The following is a 17,025-nucleotide window of genomic DNA, read 5'->3' on the forward strand; positions in this document are numbered from 1 at the left end:
CTCCCTTGTTCAAAGCATTTTTCCAGAATCGTTTACGACTTGCTACCTATATAGACGATTGAAAATCCGCGTAGTTACAGGGCTTGACACATGCCTGACATAAAAAACTAGTAAATTAATTCCCTGAGTAGCCGATATAGTAAGGGTGGAATGGTTTCGAAAAACAGCAAATTACATACTTGCGAGGGAGGCTAGCAATGTTCTGGAAAAAAACGATGCTCTTGTTTCTGGCCGTCCTACTATTCGTAGGAACCGGAAACGCAGGGAAAGGATTGGCTGCCGAGGAAATCAGCCGCCTGGTTCTTTCCAAGAATGAAGTGACGCTGGAGAATGGAGATTCCGCACTACTAACCGCAACAGCTATTTATGTGAGTGGGAAAACGGAAGATGTCGGAGTCAAGACAAATTGGACCAGCCAAAAACCGGAGATTGCTTCCGTGTATGCTGGACAAATTACAGCGAAAAGTGTAGGGACAACGATTGTGACGGCAGAGTATATGGGCAAGCCCGTCATTGTAACTGTCACTGTTACGAAAAAAGTGAAGGCTCTCACTTTGGATCAACAGAACTTGAACGTTCGTATCGGAGAAGCAAAGGATGTTAAGCTGACCGCGATTTATAGCGAGGGTGACCCAGAAGAGGTTACTGCCAAAGCAGACTGGACGGTAGACAATACAGCTGTTGCTGCAGTTATTAACGGAAAAATTACTGGACTCAGCTCCGGTACAGCTACAGTAACCGCGAAGTTTGGCAGCAAGACGACGAGCATTCCGATAAGCGTCGAGATTGCACACAGGCTCGAGCCAAGCAAAACTCAGGTGTCTCTGCTTTTGGGCAATGAGCAACTGAAAAGTGAAACCATTACGCTGCGTGCCATTTTCCCAGATGGTGGTAAGGATGAGGATGTAGCAGCGAAGGCAGAATGGTCTTCAGACAACCCGGATGTCGCAGATGCACTCAAAGGGAAAATCACCGCGTACGGAGCGGGTACAGCGACGATTACCGCAAAATACGGTACAAAAACGGCTACGATCAAAGTAGATGTAGATACAACACAAAAGCTCGAAGTAACCCCACAAAACATGTTCCTGCATGTGGGCAAGGATCAAACAGTTGAATTGAAAGCCACCTATGCGAACGGTGGAACGGCAACCATAGTAAATGACAAGGCAGAATGGTCTTCGGATCGTGAAAGCGTCGCGTATTACAGCAACGGGAAAATTTTCGCTGTATCCTCTGGTGAAGCTGTTATCACTGCCAAGTACGGCAATAAATCGATTCAAGTGCATGTCGACGTAGAAGTACCACGCGCGCTGGATATCGTTCCTGCTTACTTGACGATGAAAAGCGGAGAGACCAAAACGATTGGCGATGCAAACGGAGTGACCGTGAAAGCGACGTTTGCAAACGGAACGACTGAGACGATCACGGACAAGCTGGAGTGGTCCTCAGATAACGCAGACATCGTATTTGCTGGCGGTAACAAAATCTCAGCTTACAAAGCTGGTACTGCTACGCTGACAGCTAAATACGGCGGAAAAACGGCGACACTCATCGTGGACGTAGACGTTCCACAAAGCCTGACAGCAGATGCAACCAAAGTCGCACTGCAAATCGGCGATGTGAAGCAAGTAACGGTAACAGCTACGTATCCAGATGCAAATACGCCAAGTGAAAATGTGACGCAAAAAGTCGTTTGGACTTCAAGCGCTCCTGCAGTCGCGACTGTTCGTCAAGGCCTGATCACAGGGGTTTCTACTGGTGCAGCAACGGTAACTGCTACCTACGGCACACGCACGATCTCCATCCCGGTATCGGTTGGAGTAATGCAGTCCTTGACCGTAGACAAGAAAAAGCTCGTCATGAGCAAGGATGAGACTGAAAAAGTAAAACTGACAGCTACGTATGCAGATAATACGACTAAAGAAGTAAGTGCGGATGCGACCTGGACTACAGCTTCTGCTGCTGTCGCTGAAGTGAACCAAGGAAATATTACAGCGGTTGGATCAGGGAAAACGACCATTACCGCTAGCTTCGACGGCAAAACCGTAACGATCGCAGTAGAGGTCGACCAAGCATCAACCCTGTCTGTAGATCCAAAAATGCTGATCTTAAACGTAGGTGAGACAGCAGATATCAAGCTCACGGCAACAGACTCCGTTAGCGCCACAAGCAATGTGACCAAGGATGCGGAGTGGACTTCAACTAACCTCAAGGTTGCTGATGTGACCAACGGTACAGTGAAGGCTCTCACCAGCGGACGTGCAACGATTACAGCCAAATACGGCGGGAAATCCATCAGCATTCCGGTTGAAGTCGGCATTGTAACCAAGCTGGAGGCAGACAGACGCTTTGTTTCTACCAAGACAGGAAGCACTGTGAATGTAGTGCTGACGGCGACCTTCTCCGACGGACGTACGATGAATGTTACCAGTTTGGCCGATTGGAAAACGAGCAACTACAAGGTAGCAGACGTATCCAAAGGACAAATCACCGGACGTGCCTACGGGAAGTCGACTGTCACTGCGAAATACAATGACAAGACCGTATCCATCCCTGTAGATGTCGATACATTGAAATACTTGAAAACCGATGTTGTCCAGCTCGTGATGAGCAAAGGGGAAGTCAAGCAAATAAGCGCGATCGCTACCTACATGGACGGCTCCGAAGCGAATGTCACTAAGCCGGCTCTTTGGACCACTTCACGCTTGCTTGTAGCAGATGTGAAGGACGGAGTGATCAAGGCGACAGGAGCGGGTAAAGCGACGATCTACGTGTCCTACGGCGGTAAGAAAACGCCGATCGTGGTGACTGTGAAGTAGGGAAGCTAGACAAGTTTGCATGGAATAAAGAAGGAGCCAACCGGTGATTTTGTCGGTTGGCTTTTTTAGTGGATGTGGGGGTTTTTTAGGTATTTTTTCTTGCAGTGTAACAAGGCGTTATGCTATACTAAATTCACTGAGGCGGTAAACGCTGGAAGGACAATATGGGGCATTAGCTCAGCTGGGAGTCCGAGCTGGTCAAATGTACTACCAAAAAATGAATACCAGCATTATTATTATCGTGGGGGCATAGCTCAGCTGGGAGAGTGCTTGACTGGCAGTCAAGAGGTCAGGGGTTCGATCCCCCTTGTCTCCACCATACTTAACCTTCAAAACGGCAGAGATGCCGTTTTTTTGTTTTTTAGAGTAATGTTCCGTTTTCGAGCCATGTGGAGTGCTGTGTTTCGCTAAAGAGAAAATTGGATTCTGAGGTAGCTCATTCACCTGAAAATGAAAAGGATGATGTCTTAATAGGCATCATTTTTTTATGCATTAAGTTAAAGATCAGTAATTTTCCATACAACAACCTCCCAACCAATCTAACATCAACAAAACTTGTTGGATTGGGAGGTTAGACAATGATCGCAATTTTAAATGAAAAAAAGTAGATGCAAACTACTCGTCAAAGTGACAGTCCTTTAATCGAATTTGCTTTAGACGATAATGCTTTGGCACAACTATTAGAAATTAATTGAGATTCAAATTAATTGACATAGGGGATAAGGAGAATTTTCAAAAAGTAAACTCTCTCTTTAGATATATTTCCTCTGAAAAAGTGAATCTATGGAATAGAAGCTTGGAGTTAGAATGATTTATCCGTATTCCTACTGCAAAGGTGCACTATATCGCAGTAGATATTCTGGTATTGAGACAGAGATTAAGGTAAAACAGGAAAAGTAATATCATGATTTTAAACTGTGACTCCAGTTTGAGGATAGTATCAGTTTTCTAGGCGGAAACGTTTCGCTCACAAAATACAAAGGTAAGGGATTTGAAATCAATCTCCCTCGATTGTATAACTTGGTTAAAGAATGGGTATTTAAAAAGAAAAACTAACAAGAACGGAATGAGGTTCCTGTGATGTAAGAAAGAAATTGGATGGTTTTTGGGCTGTTAACTTAACCACTACGGGAGAGTGCTTGACTGGCAGTCAAGAGGACAGGGGTTCGATCCCCCTTGTCTCCACCATACTTAATCGTCAAAGCGGCAGAGATGCCGTTTTTTTGTTCTTAAGATTAAAGTTCCGTAGTCGAGCCATGTAGAGTGCTGTGTGTCGGCTATCAGGAAGTAGCTAATTGGAGCTGCATTTACCAAAAAATCACTAATCAAGCACTATTGTTCTCTATTTTGGGAAGCAACAGGTGCTTTTTTAAAGTTTTAGACAGATTTAATTATACTTTAATTTGTTCCAAATGCAGGAAATATGTCGTATTAACTCGAATTGTAACTTCAGAGGTTTAAATCTTAAAGCTCAAATGATTAGGTTTGGAAATTAAGAACTCTGTATAGCCACGGTGCAGTTCTTTCGAACAGACTAAGGTTGATTGACTGTTAAGAGCCATTGATATAGTTTTTGGTAATATTGGAAAGTATATAAATTGCAAATATTAGTTTAAGTGAAACTAGCGCTCTGCAGGCGCCAGAGGCTTGGTATTGCCAAGTTTTCGAATGGAGTTGTGGGGGTTATGGAACAAAAGTAAACATTTTATTATAAATTTGTGTGTTTTTAGAAGTAAAAAAGATGTTGAAAACTTGTGGTTGGCGCTCTTTGATCATCAAAGGTTGGAGGAATTGAAAATGACTATCACATATGGGAAATTGTCATCAAATATGAAGCTTGGTGAAGTTTTCTTTGATAAAATGGATTCAGTCCTCAAGGATTTGCGTGCAGATTTTGATGTTGCTTCCTCTGGTTTCTCAAAGAGGAAAGTAAATGAATTAAAGCAGATTCATGTCGATACAACTGGTAAGGTATCTACTTTGTCAAATCTGGCTACAGGTTCTAATGGAATTATTAGTGGATTGAGGGGTACTGGAAAATCACACTTAATGTTACTTTCTAGGGAAAAAATAAATAATAGGAAACAAAGTCTATGTATATATATAGACTTGAAAAACCACTTAAATATTGGTGGGAACATAGTTGTTGAAGAACGTTTTTATGTTTGGGCATTACTTAAACAGTTAAAACTTCAAATGGCATATTTAATTCAGGATACTTATGAAGAAGATAGCAAGGGTTTTTTTCAAGCAGTAATTAGTTATTTTTCAAAGGATAAACAGAAAGAAATCGAAAAAAAGGTAGAGACAATTTTGAATGAGCTTAATCAATTAATTTTATTGGGAGAACAGGAAGTTCAAAATTTAGCTAAGACGAAATCATTAAATGTACAACAAGAAAAAAGCGTTTTAAACAACAGTAGTTTAAAAGCAGAGGGATCTGCAACTAGTGCAAAAGTTGAGGCGAAAGCAGAACATCAAAATAATATTAAAAATAGTTTGGCAACAACTGAAGAAAGTAGCTCAACTATTTTATTAGATATTGATGTTTTAAAAAGAACATTGGTTAGTCTTGTTGAATTACTGGGTTTAAAAAGTATTGTGTTTTTTTATGATGAATGGAGCTTATTAAATAGGACGGATCAAGATATTCTTGCTAATCTAATTAGATCGCTTAGTACTGCACCGATATATCATTGGATTGCTATCATTCCATATAAATCAAGTTTAGGAGTATTAGAAACAACTTCTGACATGGTTCATAAGGTAGATCTAGATTTGCAATTTATCTTTGAAGAAAATAATAGTGTATGCACGAATTATTTCAAGGAATTCATGAACAAAAGATTAGATTTGGAATTTGGGAATTCAAGTTTTACTATTGACAAAATAGTTCGTCCCCAATTTTTTGAACTAATTGTGAAAGCGTCAATGGGAAATACAAGAGATTTTGGTCTTATGCTATATAAAGCATGGGAATTATTTAAACAAGACTATTTAGTGACAAAAAATAAACGAATTATAGCAAAAAAACACATAGTTAAAGCAATTAAGTCATTGGCTGATGAGAAGTTTGCAAATTTAGAAAACCGTGGTAGTAAATATTCAGAAAAACTTTGGTCTGAGATTATTAAATTTGTTGGTTTAAAGAAGCATACTCATTTTTGTATCGAACAAAATAGTACTAATCTAAGTTTACTAAAGGAAGATGAATATACTGATTTGTTATACTATAGGTTAATTCATTTACGTAAAAAAGATGTTCCTGCAAAAGATGGGGGAGAGTGGAGACTATCAACCTATTCAGTTGATGTAAGCGCAGTGTTCTCAAGAATTTTTGAAACAAATAGTGAGCGGACGAAGATCAAATTGGTCACTGATATGGAAATAGTTCACGACCAAATACGAAGGTATACTTTTGATTTAGCATCTATTATCAATGAGTTTAGAATGGAGCAAGGGAAACAAATAAAGTGTTTGAGTTGCGGAAAAATCATAACTGGTGATATGAAATATGCATGGGATAATAAAGTTTGTATCTTTTGTTCTCAACCACTTCCTATGTCTAGATGATATCAGTTCGTTAGATGGGCGTATTGGCCCAATTGGGTAGTGAAACTAACCACTGCACCAGAGCGCTACACTGGCAGTGTAGAGGTCAGCGGTTCGATCCCGCTATGCTCCACCATACATAAAAGTGCAACGCAGCCGAAATGTAGGCTGCGTTTTTGTCATGTCCTAAATTGGTGATTGTAAAATAAAAGCAAAGAAGGAGTCGTGCTGTAACACGACTGCCCGGCACTGACATTTTTTCTGGATTCATATGTTTTTTAGGTATTTTCTGTTAACATTGATATTCAAGGATAAATAACTTCCTTCTGAAATTATACCAATCCAGGAGGTAATTATGGTCTATACTGCTCTGCTCCGCGGGATCAATGTTGGCGGAAAAAACAAAGTAGATATGAAAATACTTAAAAAATCATTCGAGCAAGCCGGAATGAAAAACGTTGTAACTTATATCAATTCGGGAAATATTATTTTTACAACCGCAGAACACTCCAAAAATGATATAGCGCATATTCTCGAAGAAGCTATTCTGAATACCTTCGGATTACATATTAAGGTGTTGGTGCTTAGTTTAGAAGACATGAAGAAAGTAATGTCCTCGCTTCCTGAATCATGGACAAACGATGATAAAATGAGGAGCGATGTCCTTTTTTTATGGGAAGATATCAATGACGAATCCATTCTCGATCAGTTGACCTTCAAACCGGAGATCGAAACGGTGAAATATGCTCCAGGTGCGATTCTATGGGCGATTGACAAAATAAACGTGACTAAAGGCAGCATGACTAAGTTGGTTGGCACGAAATTGTATAAGCAGATGACGATCAGGAATGTAAATACGACACGTAAAATATATGAGCTTATGCTGGCAGCAGAAGAACAATGGATAGGATGAATGTGGACTTCATCATATAGGAGATGAAACCTTTTTTGAGTAAATACAATGCAAGATGAAAATCGACCACGGTGGGAGAGCGTTACACTGGCAGTGTAGAGGTCAGCGATTCGATACAATCCTATTATGATCCACTATATGAAAGACTTTGAAACCCTTGAGAAATCAAGGGTTTTCGCGATTATTTGAGATGGTTGCCAACCAGAGGATATGAACATTTCAGTCTGTATGGGACGACTTGAGTTCATTTCTGCGAGGGAAAGAGTGCTATTCGGCCTAGTAATCAGAAGCAAGCTTAGAATAAAACCAGCTAAATAAAGTGCCTAAGATGTCATGATAAGGAAAGTGAATGAAAAAACTAACCATGCGAGAATCATAGAGCCTACCAAAAGGTTGAATGTATACTTTTCCTCTTTGACCACTTTCTTAATAATCGTGATAAAATTCACAAAAAACCAAACGGATAGCAGTGGATTCAAGTAAACAGCTATTTCACCGATAACATGCTTCAAGAAAATCACCTCATCCAAATAATAACATATGGAGAAAAGAGACGTGATTAACACAATGCTCATTATGTAAAAAAGTAACTCACCAAAGTGAAGACTACTGTTTGTAACAGAGCTGTATTGATGTCTTGCTTCCAGCTTGTATTTGCATGTGGACTCTTTTTGTTTCTCAACAGGTTCATCAGTCGATAGATAAGGAAAAAGCAGGGAAAGACAAGGAGTATGCGTCCCATAAGATTCACCTCAACCTTAAAGTAGATAACCGATAGCAACATGCCTGCTACCCTCAAATAAATTGAATTTACGTCCTGGGGTTACTGAATCCCAGAAGTGTCGTATGTCCACCTTGTTCAGCAGCTAGCCATTTAATTTTTGCTTTAACAACCTTCTTCAAATGGATCACCTCAAGCTTGATTGTAACAAATTATTCCCAGATTAAGGAAGGCGAACTTAACACATCGGTAATTGTGGAGAGAGCGAGTCGAGTGTTCACTCCCGGTGATAAAAAACGCCCTCGGAAAATCCAGAGGGCGTTGATAGGGCACTCTCTATTCTTTAGATCCTTGTACCGGAATTGTAATGGAAAGATCACTGCCTTTTTTAAGGGCCTCACCTTTAATTGTAATGGTTCCTTTCCCTGTTTTTCGAATTAATATTCCGTAAAGCTTCAGATCAATTATATTTCCTTCAGGGACATTCCCCATTGACGCTATACTCAAATCAGCAAAGTCACCATCCAAGATGATTGAATCAAACGATAGAGCAGCACTGCGTAATGAATCGCCATTGATAGTAAGTCTAAATTCTAAATAATGATTAAAAGTTGTGTAATCGTCTTGAACTGCTGTCGCAGGATCAACCGTTACATTTGCAAATTCGCTATTCTCGACTTATTCCCTTTTCTTGAGGGTTTTCGTTCGAGCCTACACCGTGCGGGCGACTTTCATCGCACACGGCGTTCCATCAACGGATCAACAGGGGAACTTTACAACGGGCAACTTTAGCATATGTCAAGCCTTCAATATTGTCTGCTAACGAAAGTTAACTCGTTTAGTTGCAGCTTTAGAAATGAACCAAGTAAAACAAACCACACGATATGTGAAACGAGGAGAGTGTCTTTAATGTCGTAGTCCCTGCGCTAAAAATAACCCCCGGGAATCCCGAGGGCCGTCGATGGATTTAGCTTTTTACGGTGTTGTTCGAGTAATAACATTTCCGTGAATATCCTTTATTGCGCCATCAATAAAAGTAACAAACCTTCCTTCAGGAAAATCACCTGAAAAATCGGTATTAATGGATAGGACTGGGTTGTTGGGATTAGAATTATCCCACATTATGAATTGCACAAAAACACCGCTCCATTCTTCATCCGCATATCCAAACGATTTTACCACTTTTTGCTTAGCAAGTGTTTCAGCGGATAAAGCTTTATCAAAACGAATAGTGATGATACTCAAGTCACTCCCACTTATAATGCTAGCAGTTGCAGGTGGTTCGCTATTCTCGACTTATCCCTTTTCTTTAACGAGGGTTTCGTTCGAGCCTACACCGTGCGGGCGACTTTCATCGCACACGGCGTTCCATCAACGGATCAAAAGGATTTTACAACGGGCAACTTTAACATACATCACGCCTCCCATACTGTCTGCTAACGAAAGTTAACTCATTTGGTGCACCTTTAGAAATGAACCAAGTTAAACAAAGGAATCATTCTAATATTGAATAGGGAGGAGAACTGTCATTTGTGAAGATAAAAAACTCCCGGGGCATCCGGGAGTACGTTGATGGATATTTTTAGTGACCAGTCTTTTTAATAACGTTGCCGTTAATATCCTTGACTGCTCCATCAATAAAGGTAACGAAAGCTCCTGATATTAATGGCACGTCTTCAGAATGTTTGGTACGAACAATTAATGTAGGTCGACTTTCGTCAGTTACATCCCACGTCATTTCGGTTGCATAGTAACGTAAATTCATGCCAGAAGCACCTATGGGTCCTTGCCTTAACCAGTCAACGACTGTCTTGGGATCAGATTTTGATAATGTTTCACTGGATAAAGCTTTATCAAACTGGATGACAACCGATTTAAAGCTGCTTTCTGATACAAGCAGGGTTCCAATCGCAGGTGAATCGCTATTCTCGACTTATATCCTTCTCTTTTTGAGGGTTTTCGTTCGAGCCTACACCGTGCGGGCGACTTTCATCGCACACGGCGTTCCATCAACGGATAAGAAGGTTTTTACAACGGGCAACTCTAACATACGTCACGTATTCGATACTGTCTGCTAACGAAAGTTAACTCATTTGGTTGTAGCTTTAGAAATGAACCGTGTTGGTGTCCCGTATGATTAAAGTAATTCAAAAAGCCCTTACCTTTTTCGCATCATCAGGAACGAGTCCGGTAATAATTCAATACTAGACTGACTAAACAACATGGGGAGATCCTAGGTAGGCTAGTTAAAAATAAATTCCTTAACGCCTCTCAAGATAACCCAGGGGTATTTGCATCACCCATGCCGGAAAAATCTGAAGGCGTATTTTGTCGGAAACAAATTCTGTAAATAATGACGTAGTCGTTGTACTATAAAAATGCCCATTGTAAAATTTAACCAGTTTATCCGTTGATGGAACGCCGTATGCGCTGAAAGGTGCCAGTACGGTGTCGGCTCGTTATAAACCCATAGAGAAGCGGAAGGGAAAAGACGAGAATAGCGGACCAATTAATGATCTTGCTTTTGTTAGAGATAGAAATGTTTTGAATTTCACTTTTAGTAAACCTGTTGGTGCAACTAGTGTGAAAGTAGAGTGTGCTGAAAATGGAGGGACAAGTTGGGTTACTTATCCTTCTTCATTAAACGAGGAATCTACCACCTTCCAAATTTTCATTAACGAAAGCTATACATTCAACATGAAAATTAAACTGGTCGTAGAAGGTGGAATCAGAGCAGGTGATTCGAATGTTGTTAACTTTATCCTTAATATCTAATGGAACCACAAACAATAAACCTTTCACCAGGATCATTTGAAGACGCTGCATAGGTGGCTCCTCTTACCTTTTTCCTCATGATAATAAGCAAGCCTCGAACCGATCGAGGCTATTTTTGCGCCCTGAGAGTGAGAAGAAGTGCGCATTCATGAAAGCGGCTGAGGGAGTCAAACTAGGATTGTATTATTATGGTAGGGAACATCATCATTAAATATTTCTAGGAGTTGTAGGAATGGACAACCAAGTTACAGCGGTAGAATTATTGGAAATGGTTAATAAGGGGCAACGAACATTCTCAAGAATTTGCGTTGAGGACGGTGTGCTAACTGAATTTGATTTTTCAAATCTTAGCTTTGAAGAGTGTCTATTCTCAGTGAATTTTACTGGCGCAAATTTTGAAAACACTAGGTTTATCAATTCAAATTTAAAAACATGTAATTTTTCTAATTGTAATTTAAGCAATGCTGTATTCGATGGTAACTTATTGGATGGAACAGAATTTTTGGGTGCGAGGATAAATGGAGTAAGGTTTATAAACAACACCTTTCATTCTATGGTGCTTACTGAGGCACATCTTGCTAAAATGATACGGTAATGAAGGATGAAACTAATGACAATAGACAAGAAGAGCTCCAGAAGAATAACAGTCGGAGAAGACAATTATATATGGACTATTTCTCCGGGATGCGGATACATCATCGTGATAGTTGAGCACGAAATCACTAGAGGGATGCGCCTTGAAATCTATATTGAATCAGATATCGACAGTGTTTGGCTAAACTTTCCGAATGTCGAACATCTAAATATCAAAATTGTTAGACCTAGAGATATTAAATTTTTTATCAGTCAGGCGCTCCGTCTGGGCTGGATTCCACAAGAAAAAGGAATGCCTGTTGTTTTTGATCTTGATGGTGAGGTTATGAAGAGAAGACTTGGGTAATGATCAAAAGAAGAGTCTTCTCAAGCCTATAGATAATAGGGGATCTTTGGATCTTTCAAAAACGATCGAAGGATCAATTTTTTGGTTACTTGTTAACATTTATTTTAATTTATCAGAACATCGGCACAAGTAATAGTAAGTTGATGACATAGAAGTGCAATGAAACTCATCAATTAAAGAGGGGAAACCGTATATGGAATTTAGGGTAATTACTCTACCTGTTTTTATCGGAGTTATGGTCACTCTCATGGTTTCAATGCTAGGATTCTCACAAACGAACAAAACGAAAACAACAAAAGGTGTTGAGTACTTACAGCATGTAAAAGAGAATGTGGGGGCTCTAGATTTAGGTGGTGGTCTAGCTCTGGAAACTTCAAAGGAAGCAGTATTTAAAAAACTCAATAAAAGCGAAGCAAATTTAATTAATAATGTATACCTTGATGGCGAAAATGGCTTCATTTATAGAATTTCAAAAGGTTCAAAGTCAATGGGTGATCTTGAACCAGAAAAGTTTCGAATTACATATATAATCTCAAATATTGAACCTGTTTCTAGAGAAGATATAATAATAATATTTGGTAATGATTATAAAGCAAGAACCCTTCGTGGCTATGAATTTTTAGAGTACACATATAAAAACTCGGATAAGCGAAATCTTAAACTAGTATTTGAGGAAAGTGATGAAAAAGGTTATTTCACATCAGTCTTATTATATTTCCAACCTTTAGGTCAAAACCTACTCTCTTAGTGGCTTTTGTTTGCTGCTTCTTCGTAACCTTTTCTTTCCTTCTTCAACTAAAACGTACAAAAACGGCTGAAATGCCGTTTTTTTGTTGTGCATAAAAAGAGGATGTAGCAGTCACCCCGAAATACTGAGATGCCTTTTAGCGTATTGATAACGAGAGCCCTTTCTCCTGAACAACTATACTGACTGACGTTCATACGCCTCCAGACCGATCCCCTCACCCTTCTCATGTAGGTGTTAGTACCAACCAAAAAGTCCTAAAATGGAAAAATATCAGCCAGTTTACATTCAGTTTAAATCCGCAAGTTATTGTATCCATATCAAATAAACAGTGAGTAAGGAGAGGCCAGAATGAACAATGGGCAACGCAATGAATGGGCAGTAGAAGCCCGTGGGCTTGTAAAAACATTCGGGAGCAATCGTGCTGTAGACGGTGTGGATTTGAACGTACGCGCCGGTTCGATTTACGGCGTGCTTGGTCCCAACGGAGCGGGGAAAACCACGACAATTAGTATGTTAGCGACCCTGCTCCGACCAGATGCTGGGGAGGCACGCATTTTCGGGCATGATGTGGTGAAGGAGTCGCATATCGTACGGCAGTTGATTGGGGTGACGGGGCAATATGCCTCAGTGGATGAGTCGCTTAGTGCCACGGAGAACCTGATTATTTTCTCCCGACTGCTCGGACTGAGTCGCTCTGAGGCACGGCGTAAGGCAGCGGATTTGCTGGAGGAATTCGGTTTGACTGAAGCAGCCAAGCGTCCGCTGAAGCAGTTCTCTGGCGGTATGCGCCGCCGGCTGGATTTGGCAGCCAGTCTCATCGCGCAGCCACCGCTCATTTTCCTGGACGAACCGACGACTGGGTTGGACCCGCGAACGCGTTCGCAGATGTGGGACACGATCCGTCGTTTGGTGGTAACAGGGTCGACCGTGCTGCTCACCACGCAATACCTCGATGAAGCAGACCAATTGGCAGACCGGATCGCGGTGATCGATCGGGGCCGTGTCGTGGCAGAAGGCACGGTGGATGAACTGAAAGCATCCGTCGGGACTTCAGCGCTACATTTGCGCGTCCATCATACGCAGGATATCGCAGATGCTAGGGAAATCGTGGAGCAGGTGCTAGGTGTCCGTTCCAGTATAACAGCAGAAGCTGGCAAGATCACGGCACCAATGGCAAACGCTGATCAGGTAACGGATTTGCTTATCGCTCTGCGCACCCGGGGAATTAAGCTCTCCGAGATAAGTGTGCAGAAGCCGACCTTGGATGAAGTATTCTTAACGATCACGGGGAACGATGCAACCAAGAATGTGCCGCAATCTTCCGAACAACCGAACAGAATGGAGGAAGCCAGAGTATGAAAAGCACATCCTTGGGACGAGAATTTGACCGTCCATTAAAAAATCATTCAGGTCTCGGGCAAGCGATCCGCAACTCGCTGACGATGGCCTACAGGGGATTGCTGAAGATCCGGCGCACTCCCGAGCAATTGTTTGACGTCACACTTCAGCCTATTCTTTTTACCTTGATGTTCACGTATATATTTGGCGGCGCTATTTCAGGAAATGTAGAAAGCTACTTGCCGATCATTATTCCTGGTATCCTCGTGCAGACTGTCATTGGCACTTCCATCGTCACGGGCGTCCAGCTTCGAGAGGATATGGATAAAGGAGTATTCGACCGGTTCAAGTCGCTACCGATCGCCCGTATCGCGCCATTGGCTGGAGCCCTGCTCGCAGACACTGTGCGCTATACCATTGCTACCGTGCTCACTTTTGTGATGGGCTATATCATGGGCTATCATCCTAGCGGTGGCCTGGGATTCGTCGCTATCGCCGCGCTGCTTGTCATTGCCTGCTCGTGGGCAGTTAGCTGGATTTTTGCCTTTTTCGGTGTCATTGCCCGTACCGCCTCAAGCGTGCAAGGGATTTCCATGATCGTACTGTTTCCGCTCACCTTTCTCTCCAATGCATTCGTACCAGTGGAAACAATGCCGAATTGGCTCCAGTGGTTTGTAAACATCAACCCGATCTCCCATTTGGTCAGCGCTGTCCGTGAACTGACCAATAATGGCATGATAGGCTTCGAATTTATTATTTCTCTTGTTAGCGCTGCAGTCATTGTAGCAATCTTCGCGCCACTCACGGTACGTGCTTATATGCGCCGCACTTAACTTTCATAATTGATGGAGAAGTGAAACTTACCACTACGGTAGGGCGGCTACACTGTCAGAGTAGAGGTAAGAGGTTCGATCCTGCTATATGGAAGACAATAACCCCTTGAGAAATCAAAGGGTTATTGTCATTTTTAGAAGATGGTTTCCAACCAGAAGTTATGACCATTTCGGCTTTTTTGTCGAAAATAAACACTGTAAATACAGACATAGCCAATGTACGATAAAAATGCCCATTGAAAATTTTCTTTCGAATCCGTTGATGGAACGCCGTGTGCGATGAGAGTCGCCCGCACGGTGTAGGCTCGAACGAAACCCCCTCATAAAGAGAAGGGATAAGTCGGGAATAGCGAAAAACCTATTAATGATTTACAAGTTGGGATAACAATGCCAAATGGGTTGGTGCATCTTACATTCAGTCAACCTGTAGGGGCGACAAAAGTTGTCTTGATGCGTTCAACCGACAAAGAGCACTGGACAGAAGCGGTTTTTCTAGGTGAAAACGCACAATTGGCTATTGTTACAGTTCCCTTAAGCGCTCCCGGACTTCCGCTGACTACTTATTTCAAGCTTGTTGTTGAAGGTGGAATCAGAGCAGGTGAATCAAACATTCTTCCAGTCACTCTTTACATGTAAACCATCAACGACCCTCGGGGATAACCCGGGGGGTATTTTTTATCATAAAGCTGATGAATGAGCTCGTAATAGCAAGGCGAGTTTATTACAGTGAAGGAGAGAGAGGATGGAGGAGAGTAATGACGGAGAGGAAGATAGGACATGTTCCGTAGAGACTTTCTGGAACAGCTAACCTTCAGAAATAATTCAGAAATTCCTTTGCTCATTCCGAAGAAATATTTCTTAGCATAAGGATACCATCTGGGGGAGGGAATCTTATGCTAGAAAATATCCAAGAAAAGCTATTGTTTCTATACAAATTTTCATGTGCACCCAAACAAATCGGCAGCCTGACACCGAGCTCAATCTTTTTGGCAAAGAAAATGCTTGAGCCTGTAAAGTGGAATCGGGCCCGGCATATTGCGGAGCTAGGGGCGGGCACGGGTGCCATTACCAAATATATCAAAGCTGCCAACACTGAAAATGCAAAAGTATTGCTTTTTGAAAAGGATACGCTGCTGCGCAACAAATTAGCAGAACGATTCCCTGCTTATACCTGTTACCCTGATGCGTGCGAGCTACAGGACGCACTTCAAAACGAAGGAATTGATCATCTGGACTGCATTTTGAGCGGACTGCCGTTTTTTAATTTCCCACAGCAGCTACGTGATCGGCTCATGGAGCAAATCGTAACCTCACTGAGATCGGGCGGATTATTCATCGCCTTCCAATACTCGCAGCAGATGAAAAAACAGCTAAGCGGCTTGTTCGAGATTGAGGAGATTCATTACGTGCCATTGAATATTCCGCCGGCATTTGTATACGTTTGTCGCAAACGGTAACGGCGAAGCAGGCAGAGACACTATTCAATATTTGTGGTAGCTTTGCATGAGGGGGGAGTCATTATTTTCCATATGCGCGTCTCACCATGCCTATGGTGGCTGGCCGAAGCAAACCTTGCAAGGGAGTGATAATGCTTGACTCACAAAGTACTTGTCGTAGATGATGATCCGGAAATTCGCGATGTGGTTCATATTTTTTTGCGGAATGAAGGGTTTACTATATTTGAAGCGGAGGACGGCCTGCAGGCCTTACAAATTTTGAACCGTGAAGGAATCGATCTGATCATCTTGGATGTGATGATGCCGAATCTCGATGGGATTAAAGCGTGTTTCAAAATCCGCGAGACGTCGAACATTCCGATCATTATGCTTTCCGCGAAAGGCGAGGATATCGATAAAATAACCGGGCTGACGACGGGAGCTGATGATTATGTCTCCAAGCCGTTTAATCCGCTGGAGCTGATCGCCCGGGTAAAAGCGCAGCTTCGCAGGCAAAAGCTGGCCGAAGAAAGCTACGGAAAGTCTGCGACCGACAGTGGGACCATTGAAATCAACGATCTGATCATTGATAAACGACGTCATGCTGTGACGGTGAGCAGGAAAGAAGTCTCGCTCACTCCACTAGAGTTTTCGATTCTGGAGCTGTTGGCTAGCCATCGCGGGCAGGTGTTTAATGTGGAAAAGATTTACCAAAGCGTGTGGAAAGAGGACAAATATTTATCCGATAACACCATCATGGTTCATATCCGCAACATACGTGAAAAAATCGAAGACAACCCGCGAGAGCCCAGGTATATCAAAACGGTATGGGGAGTGGGGTATAAAGTTGAATAAGCAGTCGTATAAAAGGTTCCTCTCTACGCTAACAGGGAGGAAGAATATCCGCGTCCGAATGTTTTGGGCCGCTCTTCTAAGCTTTTTCTATA

General features: G+C 42.0%; 14 protein-coding genes and 2 tRNA genes. 14 read left to right on the plus strand and 2 right to left on the minus strand.

Annotation, left to right across the window (positions count from 1 at the left end):
- Positions 1-197 precede the first annotated feature (197 nt).
- The 5 genes from SB752_RS06500 to SB752_RS06520 all read left to right on the plus strand — a co-directional run bounded on the left by SB752_RS06500 (position 198) and on the right by SB752_RS06520 (position 7,287).
- Entirely contained in the window at positions 198-2,822 is a 2,625-nt protein-coding gene (locus tag SB752_RS06500) for an Ig-like domain-containing protein (RefSeq protein ID WP_410714875.1), read from the plus strand.
- Between the two features lie 243 nt (positions 2,823-3,065).
- Positions 3,066-3,141, plus strand: a tRNA-Ala gene (locus SB752_RS06505).
- Between the two features lie 1,478 nt (positions 3,142-4,619).
- The gene (locus tag SB752_RS06510) at positions 4,620-6,395 is read left to right on the plus strand and encodes a hypothetical protein (protein ID WP_410714876.1); all 1,776 of its coding nucleotides are present in this window, start codon (positions 4,620-4,622) and stop codon (positions 6,393-6,395) included.
- 17 nt (positions 6,396-6,412) lie between these two features.
- Positions 6,413-6,510: transfer RNA gene (locus SB752_RS06515), tRNA-Ala, on the plus strand.
- 219 nt (positions 6,511-6,729) lie between these two features.
- Complete coding sequence (locus SB752_RS06520) at positions 6,730-7,287, plus strand: DUF1697 domain-containing protein (protein ID WP_410714877.1); 558 nt, start codon at positions 6,730-6,732, stop codon at positions 7,285-7,287.
- Between the two features lie 1,696 nt (positions 7,288-8,983).
- Here SB752_RS06520 and SB752_RS06525 read toward each other — a convergent pair.
- Positions 8,984-9,253: a hypothetical protein gene (locus SB752_RS06525; RefSeq protein WP_410714878.1), complete on the minus strand. Its 270-nt coding sequence runs from the start codon at positions 9,251-9,253 to the stop codon at positions 8,984-8,986.
- Between the two features lie 337 nt (positions 9,254-9,590).
- Entirely contained in the window at positions 9,591-9,773 is a 183-nt protein-coding gene (locus SB752_RS06530; RefSeq protein ID WP_410714879.1) for a hypothetical protein, read from the minus strand.
- Between the two features lie 683 nt (positions 9,774-10,456).
- Between SB752_RS06530 and SB752_RS06535 the strand changes: the two genes are divergently transcribed.
- The 9 genes from SB752_RS06535 to SB752_RS06575 all read left to right on the plus strand — a co-directional run bounded on the left by SB752_RS06535 (position 10,457) and on the right by SB752_RS06575 (position 16,933).
- Positions 10,457-10,783 (plus strand): hypothetical protein, encoded by a 327-nt coding sequence (locus tag SB752_RS06535; RefSeq protein WP_410714880.1) that lies wholly within the window; start codon positions 10,457-10,459, stop codon positions 10,781-10,783.
- 232 nt (positions 10,784-11,015) lie between these two features.
- Positions 11,016-11,378: a pentapeptide repeat-containing protein gene (locus SB752_RS06540; RefSeq protein ID WP_410714881.1), complete on the plus strand. Its 363-nt coding sequence runs from the start codon at positions 11,016-11,018 to the stop codon at positions 11,376-11,378.
- 15 nt (positions 11,379-11,393) lie between these two features.
- Complete coding sequence (locus SB752_RS06545) at positions 11,394-11,723, plus strand: hypothetical protein (protein WP_410714882.1); 330 nt, start codon at positions 11,394-11,396, stop codon at positions 11,721-11,723.
- Positions 11,724-11,916: 193 nt separating this feature from the next.
- The gene (locus tag SB752_RS06550) at positions 11,917-12,471 is read left to right on the plus strand and encodes a hypothetical protein (protein ID WP_410714883.1); all 555 of its coding nucleotides are present in this window, start codon (positions 11,917-11,919) and stop codon (positions 12,469-12,471) included.
- Between the two features lie 348 nt (positions 12,472-12,819).
- A complete protein-coding gene (locus SB752_RS06555) occupies positions 12,820-13,830 on the plus strand; it encodes an ATP-binding cassette domain-containing protein (protein WP_410714884.1) in 1,011 nt (336 codons plus the stop codon).
- The gene (locus tag SB752_RS06560) at positions 13,827-14,642 is read left to right on the plus strand and encodes an ABC transporter permease (protein ID WP_410714885.1); all 816 of its coding nucleotides are present in this window, start codon (positions 13,827-13,829) and stop codon (positions 14,640-14,642) included. Before SB752_RS06555 ends, SB752_RS06560 begins: the two co-directional genes overlap by 4 nt.
- Before the next feature lie 387 nt (positions 14,643-15,029).
- Positions 15,030-15,278, plus strand: coding sequence for a hypothetical protein (locus SB752_RS06565; protein ID WP_410714886.1), 249 nt, complete (start codon positions 15,030-15,032; stop codon positions 15,276-15,278).
- A gap of 257 nt (positions 15,279-15,535) precedes the next feature.
- On the plus strand, positions 15,536-16,099 hold the full coding sequence (locus SB752_RS06570) for a class I SAM-dependent methyltransferase (RefSeq protein WP_410714887.1): 564 nt from the start codon (positions 15,536-15,538) through the stop codon (positions 16,097-16,099).
- Between the two features lie 135 nt (positions 16,100-16,234).
- Positions 16,235-16,933, plus strand: coding sequence for a response regulator (locus SB752_RS06575; RefSeq protein ID WP_410714888.1), 699 nt, complete (start codon positions 16,235-16,237; stop codon positions 16,931-16,933).
- Positions 16,934-17,025 lie beyond the last annotated feature (92 nt).

This window comes from Brevibacillus sp. SIMBA_040 (assembly GCF_046535075.1).
GTDB lineage: Bacteria > Bacillota > Bacilli > Brevibacillales > Brevibacillaceae > Brevibacillus.

Excerpts from the sequence above, each read along its gene's own strand:
- SB752_RS06500 (WP_410714875.1), top strand. The coding sequence starts at position 198 with ATGTTCTGGAAAAAAACGATGCTCTTGTTTCTGGCCGTCCTACTATTC.
- SB752_RS06540 (WP_410714881.1), top strand. The coding sequence starts at position 11,016 with ATGGACAACCAAGTTACAGCGGTAGAATTATTGGAAATGGTTAATAAG.
- SB752_RS06555 (WP_410714884.1), top strand. The coding sequence starts at position 12,820 with ATGAACAATGGGCAACGCAATGAATGGGCAGTAGAAGCCCGTGGGCTT.
- SB752_RS06520 (WP_410714877.1), top strand. The coding sequence starts at position 6,730 with ATGGTCTATACTGCTCTGCTCCGCGGGATCAATGTTGGCGGAAAAAAC.
- SB752_RS06550 (WP_410714883.1), top strand. The coding sequence starts at position 11,917 with ATGGAATTTAGGGTAATTACTCTACCTGTTTTTATCGGAGTTATGGTC.
- SB752_RS06560 (WP_410714885.1), top strand. The coding sequence starts at position 13,827 with ATGAAAAGCACATCCTTGGGACGAGAATTTGACCGTCCATTAAAAAAT.
- SB752_RS06565 (WP_410714886.1), top strand. The coding sequence starts at position 15,030 with ATGCCAAATGGGTTGGTGCATCTTACATTCAGTCAACCTGTAGGGGCG.
- SB752_RS06545 (WP_410714882.1), top strand. The coding sequence starts at position 11,394 with ATGACAATAGACAAGAAGAGCTCCAGAAGAATAACAGTCGGAGAAGAC.
- SB752_RS06530 (WP_410714879.1), bottom strand. The coding sequence starts at position 9,773 with ATGAATTTACGTTACTATGCAACCGAAATGACGTGGGATGTAACTGAC.
- SB752_RS06570 (WP_410714887.1), top strand. The coding sequence starts at position 15,536 with ATGCTAGAAAATATCCAAGAAAAGCTATTGTTTCTATACAAATTTTCA.
- SB752_RS06510 (WP_410714876.1), top strand. The coding sequence starts at position 4,620 with ATGACTATCACATATGGGAAATTGTCATCAAATATGAAGCTTGGTGAA.